7 protein-coding genes are annotated in these 15,152 nt (G+C 72.1%); 4 read left to right on the top strand and 3 right to left on the bottom strand.

The features are described from left to right. Position 1: 1 nt before the first annotated feature. Both ACTWPW_RS17575 and ACTWPW_RS17570 read left to right on the top strand, forming a co-directional pair. Positions 2 to 3,274, top strand: a complete 3,273-nt coding sequence (locus ACTWPW_RS17575) for a TIM-barrel domain-containing protein (RefSeq protein WP_443169277.1) — start codon at positions 2 to 4, stop codon at positions 3,272 to 3,274. Beyond that, on the top strand, positions 3,271 to 6,102 hold the full coding sequence (locus tag ACTWPW_RS17570; protein WP_443169276.1) for a TIM-barrel domain-containing protein: 2,832 nt from the start codon (positions 3,271 to 3,273) through the stop codon (positions 6,100 to 6,102). Before ACTWPW_RS17575 ends, ACTWPW_RS17570 begins: the two co-directional genes overlap by 4 nt. Before the next feature lie 98 nt (positions 6,103 to 6,200). On the opposite strand, the gene ACTWPW_RS17565 is transcribed toward ACTWPW_RS17570, so the two are convergent. Beyond that, the gene (locus ACTWPW_RS17565; protein WP_443169275.1) at positions 6,201 to 8,981 is read right to left on the bottom strand and encodes an AAA family ATPase; all 2,781 of its coding nucleotides are present in this window, start codon (positions 8,979 to 8,981) and stop codon (positions 6,201 to 6,203) included. A gap of 260 nt (positions 8,982 to 9,241) precedes the next feature. Between ACTWPW_RS17565 and ACTWPW_RS17560 the strand changes: the two genes are divergently transcribed. Both ACTWPW_RS17560 and ACTWPW_RS17555 read left to right on the top strand, forming a co-directional pair. Further along, entirely contained in the window at positions 9,242 to 11,995 is a 2,754-nt protein-coding gene (locus ACTWPW_RS17560) for an ATP-binding protein (protein ID WP_443169274.1), read from the top strand. A gap of 179 nt (positions 11,996 to 12,174) precedes the next feature. After that, positions 12,175 to 13,494 carry an MFS transporter gene (locus tag ACTWPW_RS17555; protein WP_375110962.1) on the top strand — a complete coding sequence of 440 codons (1,320 nt, stop codon included), beginning with the start codon at positions 12,175 to 12,177 and terminating at the stop codon, positions 13,492 to 13,494. Positions 13,495 to 14,414: 920 nt separating this feature from the next. Here ACTWPW_RS17555 and ACTWPW_RS17550 read toward each other — a convergent pair. Beyond that, entirely contained in the window at positions 14,415 to 14,909 is a 495-nt protein-coding gene (locus ACTWPW_RS17550) for a hypothetical protein (RefSeq protein ID WP_443169273.1), read from the bottom strand. Positions 14,910 to 14,912: 3 nt separating this feature from the next. After that, the coding region (locus ACTWPW_RS17545) for a hypothetical protein (RefSeq protein WP_443169272.1) at positions 14,913 to 15,152 on the bottom strand (240 nt) is incomplete at its 5' end.

Below are 15,152 nucleotides of genomic sequence, written 5' to 3'. Positions count from 1 at the left end.
GATGAGTTGGTTACGGTCGGTCGCCACCGTCACGGCGCTCGTCCTGCTCACCTCCCTGGTGTCCGTCCCTGCCTACGCCCTGGACGGCATCCACCACAACCCGACCGGAATCGACGACCTCTACTCCAGCGAGCCCACCGAACGGGTCCCGCGCGACCCGATGGCCGGTGAGCCGGTCGAGATCAACGCGACGACCTGGCCGATCGAGCCCGGCCAGACCGTCTGGGTCACCTGGACCAGGAACGGGGTCGGCCAGACCCCGGTGGGCGCCGCTTGGGACCACAACAGCGGCAACAACAGCTACTGGAGGATCAACCTCGGCACGTTCGCCCGGGGCGACAAGATCTCCTACACGGTCAACGCCGACGTGAACGGGGGCGGCCAGAAGAGCGTCGGGCCGTTCGCGTTCACGGTCACCTCGTGGAGCACGGTGACGAACGTGACCGGGTTCGTGAACAACGGCACGTCGGTGGACGTCACGACCGGTGACAGCGCGGGGAGCTTCACGCCGAAGATCCGCTTCGCCTTCCCCGCGCTCGACCGGTTCCGCACGCAGATCGCCCCCAGCGGATCCGGCCTCAACATCTCCGGCGTCTCCGGCTACACGGTGACGAACTCCGCGAGCACGTTGACGATCTCCACCAGCTCGCTCGTCCTCAAGATCCAGAAGTCGCCGTACCGGCTGGCGGTCTACAAGGGCGACGGCACGACCCTGATCACCCGCCAGTACGACCCCGCCACGTTCCGCAACATCGGCTGGGCCAGCGACGGCGCCACCACGATCACGAAGATCGAGGACCACTTCCTGTCGCCGCCCGGCGAGCGCTTCGAAGGCTTCGGCGAGCGCTACGACCGGCTCGACCAGCGCGGCACCGACGTGCACAACTACGTCTACAACCAGTACCGGGACCAGGGCGCCACCCGGCGCACCTACCTGAGCGTGCCGTTCTTCCTGAACTCGGCCGGGTACGGCGTGCACGTCACCGGCACCCGCTACGCGAGCTTCAATCTCGGCACGCACCTGAACGACCTGGCCGGCTTCACCGTGGACACCGGCGGCGGGCTGAACTCGACGCTCGACTACCACTTCTTCGCCGGCACCCCGGCAGAGATCGTGGACGACTACACGGCGGTCACCGGGCGGCCCCAGCTTCCGCCGAAGTGGGCGTTCGGGGTGTGGATGTCGGCCAACGAGTGGAACACCCAGGCCGAGGTGAACGCCGAGCTGGCGAACGTGGAGACGTACAAGATCCCGCACACCGCGATGGTGCTGGAGCAGTGGAGCGACGAGGCCACGTTCTACCTCTGGCACGGCGCCACGTACACGGCCAAGCCCGGCAGCGGCAAGCCGGCGTACGGGGACCTGACGTTCCCGGCGGGCAGCGCGTGGCAGGACCCGAAGGCCATGGTCGCCAATGCCCACAGCAAGGGGATCAGGATGATCCTCTGGCAGATCCCCGTGCTCAAGGAGAACTTCGACACCAACCCGCCCACCGCGCCGCAGCAGCACCTCAACGACAAGGCGTACGCGCAGGCGCAGGGATACGTCGCCAAGAACGCGGCCAACGGCCCCTACCGCATCCCGACCGGCCAGTGGTTCGGCGACAGCATGATCCCCGACTTCACCAGCGCGGCCGCGACGAACTGGTGGATGAGCAAGCGCGACTACCTCATCGACGAGGTCGGCGTGGACGGCTTCAAGACCGACGGCAGCGAGGCCGTCTTCGGCAGGGGCGTGCAGTTCGCCGACGGCCGCAAGGGCGACGAGATGCACAACGCCTACCCCAACAGCTACACCGGCGCCTACAACACCTACGTCAAGGGCAAGAAGCCCGGCGGCACGATCTTCAGCCGGGCGGGCACGACCGGCGCCCAGACCACGTCGATCTTCTGGGCGGGTGACCAGAACTCCAGCTTCTCCGCCTTCCAGGAGGCCGTGCGGGCCCAGCTCAGCGCGGGGCAGTCGGGCGTGCCGTACACGGCGTGGGACCTGGCGGGTTTCACCGGCGACTTCCCCGGCGCCGAGCTCTACCTGCGCTCGACGGCGCAGGCCACGTTCTCGCCGATCATGCAGTACCACTCGGAGAAGGCCAACCCCGGCGTCTCGGAGGCCCGTACGCCGTGGAACGTACAGGCCCGCACCGGGAACACGAGCGTGGTGCCCACCTTCCGCAAGTTCGCCAACGTGCGGATGAACCTCATCCCGTACCTCTACACCGAGGCCAGGGCCGGCTCCACGACGGGCGTGCCGATGATGCGGGCCATGAGCTTCGCCTTCCCCGGCGACGCGGCGGCGGCGGGGCACGACCAGCAGTACCTGTTCGGGTCGCAGCTCCTCGTGGCGCCGATCACCACGCAGGGCGCCACCGCCAAGAACGTCTACCTGCCCGCGGGCGAGTGGTACGACCTGTGGAACGGGGGCCGCTTCACCGGGCCCGGCACCAAGACCTACAACGCCGGCCTGGACACCATCCCGGTCTACGCCAGGCCGGGCGCGATCGTCCCGCTCAACCTCAACGCCGACTACCAGCTCGGCGGCGAGATCGGCAACAGCGTGGACACCTACCCGAACCTGACCTTCCGCATCTATCCCTCGGGCTCGACGTCGTACGCCTACTTCGAGGACTCCGCGAACGCCACCCGCACGATCAACTCGGCCGAGAACTGGGCCGCTCACACGGTGGCCGTCACCGTGCCCGCGCTCACCACGACCAGCACGCTGCAGGTCGCGAGCACGAAGCCGGCGTCGGTGACCGGCGCGACCGCCCGGGCGAGCCTCGCCGACCTCAAGGCCGCGTCCGAGGGCTGGTGGTGGGACCCGGTGCAGCAGCTCACCCACGTCAAGCTGGCGAGCGCCGCGGCCGGCCGCACCGTCACGCTCAACGGCGTGGACAAGGCGGCCTACGAGTCCGAGTTCGCCACCGGCGCCGGCACCTCCACCAACACCGACCACGCCGGCTACACCGGAACCGGCTTCACCGACGGGTTCGCCACCTCCGGGGACGCGGTGACGTTCCACGTCAAGGCGGACGCGGCGGGCAGCCATCAGCTCAGGTTCCGCTACTCCAGCACGGTGGCCGCCACCCGGACGGTCTATGTGGACGGCGTCGCCGCGGGCACGCTCTCGCTGCCCGCCCTCGCCAACTGGGACACCTGGGGCACGGCCGCGCTGACCACCTCGCTCACCACGGGCGCCCACACCGTCAAGATCGCGTACGACGCCTCGAACACCGGTGGGATCAACCTCGACAACCTGGTGGTGGCCCGGCCATGACAACACGTGCGATCGTCCTGCTGACCGCCCTGTTCCTGCCCCTGCTGGTCGCGCCGCCCGCCGTGGCGGCGGTCCAGCGGGTGCAGTTCACCAGCGGCTCCACCTACCTGATCGTCGAGTTCCTGGACGACGACCTGGTGCACTTCGAGCTGGCCGGCGGCACGTCCCCGGGCACCGGCTCGCCCCTCTTCACCACGCCGCAGGTGGCCAAGACCGACTACACCGGGCCTTCCACCTTCAACCAGTCGGGCAACACCCTCACCACGGCGGCCATGAAGGTCGAGGTGACGGCCGGCACGCTGTGCGTGAAGGTGTCCGACCCGGCCCGGCTGCTGTACGAGGCGTGCCCGCGCAACCTGGCCCAGGCGTGGAAGGGCCTGTCGATCAGCAAGGGCTCGATCCAGCACGCGTACGGGCTGGGGGAGCAGTTCTTCACGGGCGGCAGCGCCGACGGCGACTGGGTGGGCCGCAGCCGCACCCCGGGCGGCCTGTACGGCAACGCCATGGTGTACGACGGCGACAACGGCCCGGTGGGCAACGCCCAGATCCCCGTCCTCTTCGCGGTCGGAGGCGCGAACCTCAACTACGGCCTGCTGCTCGACCAGGTCTACAAGCAGGAGTGGAACCTGACCGGCGACCCGTGGACGGTCGACACCTGGGGCGACCAGCTCAGGTGGTACACCATGACCGGGCCGGACCTGCCCGACCTGCGCAAGGACTACATGGAGCTGACGGGCCGGCCGCCGGTGCCGCCGAAGAAGGCGTTCGGCCTGTGGGTGTCGGAGTTCGGCTACGACAACTGGGCCGAGATCGACAACCGGCTCTCGGGGCTGCGCGCGGCGAAGTTCCCGGTGGACGGCTTCGTCCTCGACCTGCCGTGGTTCGGCGGGGTGACGGCCGGCTCCGACAACACCAGGATGGGTTCCCTCACCTGGGACACCGCCGCCTTCCCCAACCCGTCGGCCACCATCGCCGACTTCCAGGCGAACAAGGGCGTCGGCCTGATGACGATCGAGGAGTCCTACGTCGGCAGGAACCTGCCCGAGCACGCCGACCTGGCCTCCCGCGGGTATCTCGTGCGGGCGGGGTGCGCGGCCTGCGCGCCCGTTTACCTGACCACCAACGACTGGTGGGGCCGGGGCGGCATGATCGACTGGACCCAGGACGCCGCGGGCGACCACTGGCACGCCGTCAAGCGCCGGCCGCTGGTGGACGCCGGGGTGCAGGGCCACTGGCTCGACCTCGGCGAGCCGGAGATGTACGACGCCGGCGACTGGACCTCCGGCGTGCTGCCCGGCAAGCACGCCCACGCCGACTACCACAACGTCTACAACCTCAAGTGGGCCGAGAGCATCGCCCGCGGCTACAGCTCCGGCACCAAGCGCCCGTTCATGCTGGCCCGCTCCGGCGCGGCGGGCATGCAGCGGCACGGCGTGGCCATGTGGTCGGCCGACATCGGCTCCAGGCTGACCGCGCTCGCCCAGCAGCAGAACGCGCAGCTGCACATGTCGATGTCGGGCATCGACTACTACGGCTCCGACATCGGCGGCTTCCGCCGGGAGATGCTCGACTCCGACCTGAACGAGCTCTACACGCAGTGGTTCGCCAACGGCGCGTGGTTCGAGGTGCCGGTGCGCCCGCACACCGAGAACCTGTGCAACTGCGCGCAGACCTCACCCGACAAGATCGGGCATACCGCCAGCAACCTCGCCAACCTCCGGCAGCGCTACGAGCTGGCGCCCTACTACTACTCGCTGGCTCACCGGGCCCACCGGTTCGGCGAGCCCGTCGTGCCGCCGCCGGCGTACTACTACCAGAACGACCCGAACCTGCGCGAGGCCGGCCACGAGAAGCTCATCGGCCGCGACCTGCTGGTCGGGGTGGTGGCGGGTGCGGGCGAGCGCGCGCGGGACGTCTACCTCCCCGCCGGCACCTGGTACGACTACGCCACGGGCGAGAAGCTGACCAGCACCGGCCAGTGGTTCACCGACCGGCCGCTGTGGGTGAACGGCGTCTTCCGGCTGCCGGCCTTCGCCCGGGCGGGCGCGATCCTGCCCAAGATGCACGTGGACGACAAGACCATGAACGTCGTGGGCAGGCGAACCGACGCCACCACCAGGAACGAGCTGATCGCCCGCGTCCACCCCGACGCCGCGGCCACGAGCTTCACGCTCTACGAGGACGACGGGGCCTCGACGGGGTACCGGTCCGGCGCCGTCCGGACGACGCAGATCAGCCAGCAGCTCACCGGCGGCACGGCGACCGTCACGGTGGCCGCCTCCAGCGGCACCTACACCGGCGCTCCGGGCAGCAGGCAGAACGTCGTCGAGCTCGTCACCGACACCCAGGCCTCGGCCGTCACGCTGAACGGCAGCCCGCTGACCCAGCACGCCACCAAGGCCGCCTTCGACGCGGCCGCCAGCGGCTGGTACAACGCGGGCGGCAACCTCGTCGTCGCCAAGTCGGCGGGCACGGCCGTCACGACGGCCAAGACGTTCGCGTTCACGCTCGGCCAGGCGCCGGTGTCGGCCACGTTCACCTGCCACAACGGCACCACCACGCCCGGCCAGTCGGTCTACGCGGTCGGCGGCGCGCCCCAGCTCGGAGCGTGGTCGGTGGCCGGCGCCGTCAAGCTGTCGCCGACCGCCTACCCGACCTGGACGGGCACGATCGGCAAGCTCCCGCCCAACACCACGATCGAGTGGAAGTGCGTCAAGCGGCAGGAGGCGAACTTCCCCGACACCGCCGACCAGTGGCAGCCGGGCGGCAACACCGTGCTCACGACCCCGGCGAGCGGCAGCGCCGGCACCACGACCGGCACGTTCTGACGCCTCGCGACGGGCCGGGGCGGCGGTCACGCCGTCCCGGCCCCGGCGCGGGCACCCGCCGGGAACGCCGTGAAAGCCGGATGACGTGCTCCCCGGGCTCACGGACGGTTCTGGTCCTGGTCGGGCAGGGCCTGCGGGAGTTGATGACGGGAGGTGATGGCGAGCTTGGTGAACACCTTGCCCAGGTGATACTCGACGGTGCGCGGGCTGAGGAACAACTGGGCGGCGATCTCGGAGTTCGACAGGCCGGCCCGGGCCAGGCGGGCGATCTGGCCCTCCTGAGCGGTGAGCCGGTCCGGTGAGTCGGCGGTGCGCTTGCGGACGGTCTCGCCGGTGGCCAGGAGCTCGCGACCGGCGCGCTCGGCGAAGGCCTTGGCGCCGAACCGCTGCAGCATCTCATGGGCGATGCGCAGGTGCTCGCGCGCGTCCACGCGCCGGTTCTCGCGACGCAGCCACTCGCCGTACACCAGGTGGGCGCGGGCGAGGTCGACGGTGCACCGGCTGCGCTGGAGGTGCTCGATGGCCTCGCGGTACAGCGGCTCGGCGGACTGGCCGCCGGACAGCAGCGCCCTCGAGCGGGCCAGCAGGCCGAGGGCCCAGTTCGTGCCGCTGGCGGTGGCTCGTTCCTCGATCTGCCGCAGGGCGGTCGCGGCCGATTCCGGGGCGTCGGAGCGGGTGGCCGCCTCGACGAGCTCGACGAGGGAGAAACCGTAGACCCCCAGATCCTCGTGCTCGCACGCCCCTTCCGCACTGGCCAGGGCGGCCTCGTACTGACCGAGACTGTTGTACAGCACCGCGTTCATGTAGTGCCGCCCCCCGATCGATCGCCCCTCACCCCAGCTGCTCGACGCCCACTCGGCACGGGCGTCGAGCACTGTCCACGCCTGGGCATCCTCGCCACGCATGATGAGGAGCAGCATCGAGGCGTAACCGAGGTACGCGTTACCGGTCACCTTCAAGATCGCGGTGGACTCCTCGACCAGCGTCGCGGCCGCGTCGAACTCCCCGGCGTGCACGTGCACGGCCGCGCGGTAGGTGAGGGACAGGGGGAGGAAGTTGAGCGCGCCGGTCTCGCGAGCCGTCCGGACCGCGTGCGTGGTCAGTTCGTGCCACGCCTCGTCGTCCCACATGTCACCGGCGACCAGCCAGGTCAGCCAGAGCCAGCGCATGACGTCGTCCCCGTTGTTCCCGGCCTCCTTCCGGAACGCCCGCAGCGCGCGCTTCAACAGCGGCGCCCCTTCGACGTAGCCCTCGGCGAAGCGTGTCGCCAGGCCGTCGAGAAGTGCGTCGGCCGGCCGCGGTGGTCGCGGTCCCGGCGGTGCGGCGCGGGCGGCCTCGGCCACCTTCCGGAGTGCACCGCGTTCGCCCAGCCGGCCGGCGAAGACCGCTGATCCGATGGCTTCGAGGTACGCCTCGCGCGCCTGTCCCTCGTCCACCCGCTCCAGCCGGTCGGCCGCGTCGAGCAGCAACGGCACCGCCTCGCCGCCGCGCCTGCGCGCGAAGACGATCTGGGTGCGGAGGCGGGCCAGCCGCCCGTGCTGGAGCTCGTCCAGCGGGCACAGCTCCGCGGCGACGAGGAGGTCGAGCGCCGCGTCCGGGGCCCCGGCCTCGAAGGTGGCCTGCGCCGCGGCCACCGCCCTCGCGCCGCGCCTGGCCGGATCGGGCGTCAGCTCGGTCGCCCGCTTCAGGAACGCGGCCGCCGCCGCGACACCGCCGCGCGCCTGGGCCCGGTCGGCCGAGCGCTCCAGCTCACCGGCCACGGCCTCGTCGGGTTCGACCGCCGCGTGAGCGCGATGCCAGGCCCGGCGATCCGGATCGGACTCGGGATCGGTGGCCTCGGCCAGCGCACGATGCACGTCCTGGCGTTCTCCGGGATCCGCCGCCCGGTAAGCCGCCGAGCGCACCAGCGGATGACGGAACCGCGCCAGCGTGCCGAACTCGATCAGGCCCGCCGCCTCGGCCGCCGTCGCGGCGTCCGTCCCGATGCCGAGCCGCTCGGCCACCCGCCGCAACAGCAGGACGTCCCCCACCGGCTCGGCGGCCGCCGCCAGCAGCAGCCGTTGCGCCGCACCCGGCAGCGCCCCGATACGCCGCACGAAACTCTGCTCGATCTGACTCGCCAGCGGCCGCGCGTCGGGCCACCCGAACCCACCGGCCAGCTCGGCCACCGTCAGCCCGCGCGGCAACTCCAGCAGGGCCAGCGGGTTACCGCGCGTCTCGGCGACGATCCGGTCCCTGACCCGCACGTCCAGCCGCCCGGGGACCACCGCGTCCAGCAGCGCCCGTGCGTCGTCGTCGCGCAGCCCCCGGACCACCAGCTCCCGCAGCCCCCGGAACCGGTCAGCGCCCGGACCGGGCGTCGGCACCCGCACCGCGAACACGAGCGCCACCCGCTCGGCGAGCAGCCGGCGCGCGACGAAGGCCAGCGTCTGCGCGGAGACCTGGTCGAGCCACTGCGCGTCGTCCACCACGCAGACGAGCGGCTGCTCCTCCGCCGCCTCGGCCAGCAGGCTGAGCACCGCCAACCCGACCAGGAAACGGTCCGGCGCGCTGCCCGCGCTGAGGCCGAACGCGACGGCCAGGGCATCGCGCTGCGGGCCGGGGAGGCGGTCGATCTGCCCCATCAGCGGGAGGCACAGCTGGTGCAGCCCGGCGAACGCCAGCTCCATCTCCGACTCGACGCCGGCGGCGCGCAGGGTCTGGCACTCCGTCGCGTTCGCCACCAGGTAGTCCACCAGCGCGGACTTGCCGACCCCCGCCTCGCCGCGCAGCACCATGACCTGGCTCTCGCCCGCCCTGGCGCCCGCGAGCAACCGGTCGAGCGTCTCGCACTCGTCACGCCGGCCAAGCAGCTCGTGTCGAGGAGCGCTGCTCGACATTCACCACCACCGCGCAGGTCAAGTGGGCCAGACCCGGTCATTTTGGGCTGTCGCAATTATGCATCACGTGGACGCGGTGCGGACGATCCGGTCAGGGGACACGAGTTTCAGCGCGCCGGCCGGTATCCCTGGGGGGTGCCCCAGTGCCCACTAGGGATCGGACCAGGGTCACCCCGAGGCGAGCGCGGCACCTGCCCGGCCACAGTACATGGTGTCGGCGGTGGGCGTCCGACGGCGGGCCGAGGGAGGGGTGAACCCAGGTGCGGCTGTATGGCCGGAAGTTCGAGTGCGAGAGGCTGGATCAGCTCGTGGCCACGGTGCAGGCCGGGCGCAGCTCAAGTGCGGTCCTGGTGTTGCGGGGCGAGGCCGGCATCGGGAAGACGGCGCTGCTGGAGTACACGCGGGGCAGCGCGGCCGGCTGCCGGGTCGCCCTGGCGGCGGGCGTGGAGTCGGAGATGGAGCTGGCCTTCAGCGGGTTGCACCAGCTCTGTGCCCCGTTCCTCGACCGCCTCCATCGCCTGCCGAAGCCGCGGCGCGACGCGCTGGAGACGGCGTTCGGGCTGAGCGCGGGCTCGCCGCCGGACCGTTTCCTGGTCGGGCTGGCGGTGCTCAGCCTGCTCGCCGACGTGGCCGAGAAGGAGCCGCTGGTCTGCCTGATCGATGACGCCCAGCGGCTGGACCCGGTCTCGGCGCAGGCCCTGGCGTTCGTCGCGCGTCGCCTGCTCTCCGAGCGGATCGGGCTGGTGATCGCGGTGCGCGAGCCCGGCCTGCGGCAGGTGCTGGCGGGGCTGCCGCAGCTCGAGGTGGGGCGGCTGAGCGACGGCGACGCCCGCGCCCTGCTCGACTCCGTGACTCCCGGGCGGCTGGACGGGCGGGTCAGGGACCGGATCGTCGCCGAGTCGCAGGGCAACCCGCTGGCCCTGCTGGAGTTGCCCCGTGGCTTGGCGCCGGCGGAGCTGGCCGCCGGGTACGGCCGGCCCGACGCACCATCGGCCGGCCGGATCGAGCTGAGCTTCCTGCGCCAGGTCGAGTCGTTGCCGGCCCGGACACGGCAGCTGCTGCTGGTCGCGGCGGCCGAGCCCGTGGGCGACGTGACCCTGCTGGCCAGGGCCGTCGAGACACTGGGCATCGAGGAGAGCGCCGCCGCGCCGGCCGAGTCGGCGGGGCTGATCACCATCGGGACCCGGGTCCGCTTCCTCCATCCGCTGGTGCGTTCGGCCGCCTACCGGGCGGCGACGCCGGAAGACCGTCAGCGCGTGCACCAGGCGCTGGCGGACGCGACGGATCCGCGGGCCGACCCCGAACGCCGGGCGTGGCACCTGGCCAACGCCACCGCCGGTCCCGACGAGACGGTGGCCGCCGAGCTGGCCCGCTCGGCCGAGCGGGCGCAGGCCCGCAGCGGCGTCGCGGCGGCGGCGACGTTCCTGGAACGGGCGGCCCAGCTCACCCCCGATCCCGCCCGCCGCGGTGGCAGGACGCTGGCGGCGGCCCGGGCCAAGTACCGGGCCGGCGGGTACGACGCCGCGCTCGGACTGCTCGACGCGGCGACGCTGAGCCCCCTGGACGAGCGCGAACGTGCCAGTGCCCACCTCCTGCGCGGTCAGATCATGTTCGCCTCCACCAGCGCCAGTACCGCCCTGCCGCTGCTGCTCGAAGCGGCCGGGCGGCTCGAGCCGCTGGACCCGGGGCTGGCCCGCGAGTCCTACCGCGACGCGCTGCTCGCGGTCATCACGGCCGGCCGCCTGCCGGACGGCCCGCGCCTGGCGGACGTCGCCAGGGCGACCCTGGCCGCGCCTCCCGGACCCGCGCCGGAGCGGGCCGACCTGCTCCTGAACGCCTTTGCCCTGGTAGCCACTGACGGTTATGCGGCGGGTGTGCCGGTGGCGCTGCGGGCTCTTGAGGCTTTCCGTACCGACGAGGTCTCCCGGGAAGAGAGGCTGGGCTGGCTCCCGTTCGCCTGCCGCCTGGCCCACAACGTCTGGGACTTCGACAGCTGGTCGGTGCTCTCGGCCCGGCTGGTCGACCTGGCCCGCGAGACGGGGACGCTGTCGGTGCTGCCGTCGGCTCTCCTGCTGCGCGTGTCGAACCGGGCCCTCGCCGGCGAGTTCGCCGACGCCGACGCGCTGGTCGCCGAGGCGCAGGCGATCGGTGAGGTGACGGGCAGCCGCTTCCTGGCCCAGTACGCGGCCCTGGTGTTCGAGCCGTGGCGGGGCCGGGAGATCGCGACGCGGCAGGCGATCGAGGCGGTCACGCGAGAGACCGCCCTGCGCGGGGAGGGCAAGGTGGCGACCGCCACCCAGTGGGCGACCGCGGTGCTCAGCAACGGCCTGGGCCGCTACGAGGAGGCGTACGCCGCGGCCGAGCGAGGTTGCGAGCACCCGCAGGAGCTCGGGGGAGCGTTCATCAGGTCCTTGGTCGAGCTCGTCGAGGCCGCGACCCGGAGCGGAAGACCGGCCCGCGCGGCCCAGGCCGCCGAGCGGCTCGACGAGCTGGCCCGGGCCAGTGGCACCGACTGGGCCCTGGGCACGTCCGCGAGCGTGCGGGCCCAGGTGAGCGAGGGACCTGCCGCCGAGGCGCTGTACCAGGAGGCGATCGAGCGGCTCGGCCGCACCGAGGTCCGGATCGCCCACGCCCGCGCCCGGCTGCTCTACGGTGAGTGGCTGCGCCGGGAGAACCGCCGGGCCGACGCGCGCGAGCAGCTGGGCAGCGCGTATGAGATGTTCTGCCAGATGGGCGCCGAGGGGTTCACGAAACGTGCCTGCCGTGAGCTGCAGGGGACGGGCGAGAAGGCGGGCCGGCGCTCCGCCCGGGTGGGCACCACGTTGACCGCTCAGGAGGCGCAGATCGCCCGCCTGGCCGGTGACGGGCTGACGAACCTCGAGATCGGCTCCCAGCTGTTCATCAGCCCGCACACGGTCGAATGGCACTTGCGCAAGGTGTTCGTGAAGCTCGGCATCGTGTCCCGCAAGCAGATCCGCACGTCGTTGCTGGAGGACGTCGTGGCCGCGACCTGACGTCCGGGATCCCCGGGTGCGACAGGTACTGGACTGTGTCGCTTGGGGTCGCGCAGACTATGCAGACCGCACAGACCGGTCAGGCTGCCGTGCTCCGGGGGAGCGCGTCGACACCATGGACGTGCTCGCACCTGCCGCGCCCGGTGTTCCCCCCTGCCCTCCTCAGAAGGATCCCTCCCATGCCTGACGGCACGCTCGCTTCGCGTCAGAGCCGACGCGCCACGATCGCCTCGTTCATCGGCACGGCGGTCGAGTGGTACGACTTCTTCATCTACGGCACCGCTTCGGCCCTGGTCTTCGGCACCCTGTTCTTCCCCGAGGCCGACAGCGGAACCGGGACGCTGGCGGCATTCGCCACGTTCTGGGTCGGCTTCCTGACCCGTCCGCTCGGCGGCATCGTGTTCGGGCACCTCGGTGACCGCATTGGGCGCAAGAACGTCCTGGTCGTCACGCTGATCCTGATGGGATCGGCCACCACGCTGATCGGCGTCCTGCCCACGTACGCGTCCATCGGGTACACGGCGCCGCTGCTGCTCGTCCTGCTTCGCGCGCTGCAGGGCATCGCGGTGGGCGGCGAATGGGGCGGGGCCGTCCTGATGGCCACCGAGAACGCCGCCCAGGGCCGCCGCGGCATGGCCGGCGCGTGGGTGCAGCAGGGCTCGCCCGCCGGCGCCATCCTGGCCACCCTGGCCTTCCTCGTGGTGGGGCGGATGCCCGACGACGCCTTCCTGCAGTGGGGCTGGCGCGTGCCGTTCCTGCTGTCAGCGCTCCTCGTGGTGATCGGACTGGTGATCCGGATCACGGTGCACGAGTCCGCCGAGTTCCGCGCGGCTCGCGAGGCGGAGCCGGCCGTCCGGCTGCCTCTCGTGACGTTGTTCCGGACGGCGTGGCCGCTGGTCGCGCTCGGTATCGGGGCGAGCGCGCTGGGGATCTCCGCGGCCTACTTCACGAACACGTTCCTCGTGTCGTGGGCCACCACCGACCTCGGCATTCCCCGGCAGATGATGCTGGACATCCTGCTGGTCACCTTCGTCCTGCAGTTCCTCTGGCAGCCTGTCGCCGCCCTCATCGCCCGCAGGGCCGGCGCCGTACGCGTCATGGCGGGCGCCCTGACCGCGAACATCCTGGTCGCCGTCCCGATGTTCCTGCTCATCACGACCCGGGACGGATTCCTGATCGGGGTCGCGCTCGCGCTCAGCGTGGTCACCGGGGCCTCGTACTACGCGTTGCTCGCCGGCTTCCTGGCCCAGGCGTTCCCCGTACGCGTCCGCTACACCGGCATCTCCGTCGCCTACCAGCTCTGCAGCACGATCATCGGGGGTTCCACCCCGCTGGTCGCCCAGTGGCTGCTGATCAGCGGCGGCGGCAGCCACTGGCCGGTCGTGGGGTACTACATCGCCCTGCTCGTCCTCACGCTCGGCTGCGTGCTCGCGCTCGCCCGCCGCGCCGGGCACGATCGGCACCCAGCCGCCGCGCGAACCGCTCTGACCAGTCCTTGACCGGGCCGCGTTCCGGGCTCCGCAGTGGGCGCGGATGAGGGCGATCACGGTGTCGGTGGTGCGGTCCAGGTGGCTGCGGCCGTCGGGCAGTCGCGCCTCCGGGCTGATGTAGCTGTGCCGGCCGACGTGGGTGGCCGGGTCGAGCGACCGCGTGGTGATTCTCCCGTCGCGGCGGGCCCTGTTCCACGCGCTGCGGCGGAACAGCTGCCAGCGCTGAGGGAAGAGCCAGGTGCACACCCGCTCGATCCAGTCGTGGTCACTGGTGAGCTGGTACAGGTGGTCGGCGTGGGTGAGATCGTTGGCGCCGTTGTGGAACCCACCGAGAGTGATCAGCAGCAGCTGGGCACGCAACCGGGCGTGCAGCTCGGCGACCGCGCCGATGGCGACCTGCGCGCCGCCGCTGTAGCTGAGCAGCACCACGGGTATGCCGCTGCCGGGCCGGTAGCCGGCCCGGCGCAGCTGGTCGGCGATCTGGACGCCCACGGCGCGGTTGTACAGCGGACGGTACCGGTGGTCGGCGGCGACGAAGATCTGCACGACGTTGTGCAGGAACAGCAGCAGCTCGATGTGGTGGCGGAGCCACTCCCACACGGGCCGGTTGACCAGCGGGGCGGCCACCGGGGAGTAGGGCTGCACCTGGCCCAGCACCCGCAGCTCCGGCGCCCCGGCGATCAGGGCCTCGACCAGCTTGCCCCCGTCGCGGGTGTCGCGGAAGCGCCGTTTGCCGATGCCGTCCAGATAGACCAGGTACGCCGCCGGCGGGCGGTCCGGGTCCGCACCGCGGGCATAGGGCATGCCCCGCGGGAGCTCGGTGGTGGGAGCCCGCCAGCCGGCGGCGTACGCCAGCACCTCGTACCGGGCGAGCAGCGCCTCGGCGAGCAGGACCGGGCCGAGCACCAGGACCAGGAGCGGGAACTCCGTCATGTGACCGGCTCCCGCATCCCGGTGATGGCGCTGATCTGCACCACCAGGCGACGGACCACCTCGACGGCGATGCCGAGCCCGAATCCGGCGACGGCCACGCAGCCCGCGGCGGCCCACCAGCCCAGCCCCGTCGCCGCGGCGAGCGGGGCCACCAGGCCGGCGCCGACCGCCACGAGCAGCAGCAGGTGCAGCAGCGGCCCGAGCAGCGGGAACGCGAGGACGGCGGCGAGCAGCAGCGGAACGACCAGGTCGGGTGTCCAGGTGAACGCGGCGCCGCCGGACAGGGGCGCGGACAGCATCAGCTCGGCGAGCGTCCACGCGGTCAGCGGCCACAGCGCGAACACCGCGCCCTCGACGACGGCGCCGATCAGCAGGAGCGGGATCAGCTGGGGCCGCGACGTGCGGGGCCGGCGGGCGATCAGGGGCAGGAGCCGTCCGATGGCCTCGGACAGCCCGGCCAGCAGCAGCAGGATGATCACGAGGGGTGACATCGCTCACCGCTCCTGCGGCGAATCCGCCGGGGCCGGCCGGTCGGCCCGGCCGCTGCGGTGCAGGTAGCGCTCGAGCTCGTCGGCGGCGCGCGCGTAGCCGCCGGCGTCGCGCTGGGCGACCTGCAGGCGGTCCGCCGCGGCCATGAAGCGCGGCTCGTCGAGCAGGCGCCGGGCCAGGGCTCGCACGAGTCCCGGGCCGGCGTCCCGGGGGCTGATCGACAGGCCCGCGCCGAGCTGGACGAT

This window comes from Nonomuraea sp. KM90 (assembly GCF_052246675.1).
GTDB lineage: Bacteria > Actinomycetota > Actinomycetes > Streptosporangiales > Streptosporangiaceae > Nonomuraea.
Note: the sequence above shows the minus strand (reverse complement) of the source record. Positions and strands in the feature narration are given on the sequence as shown.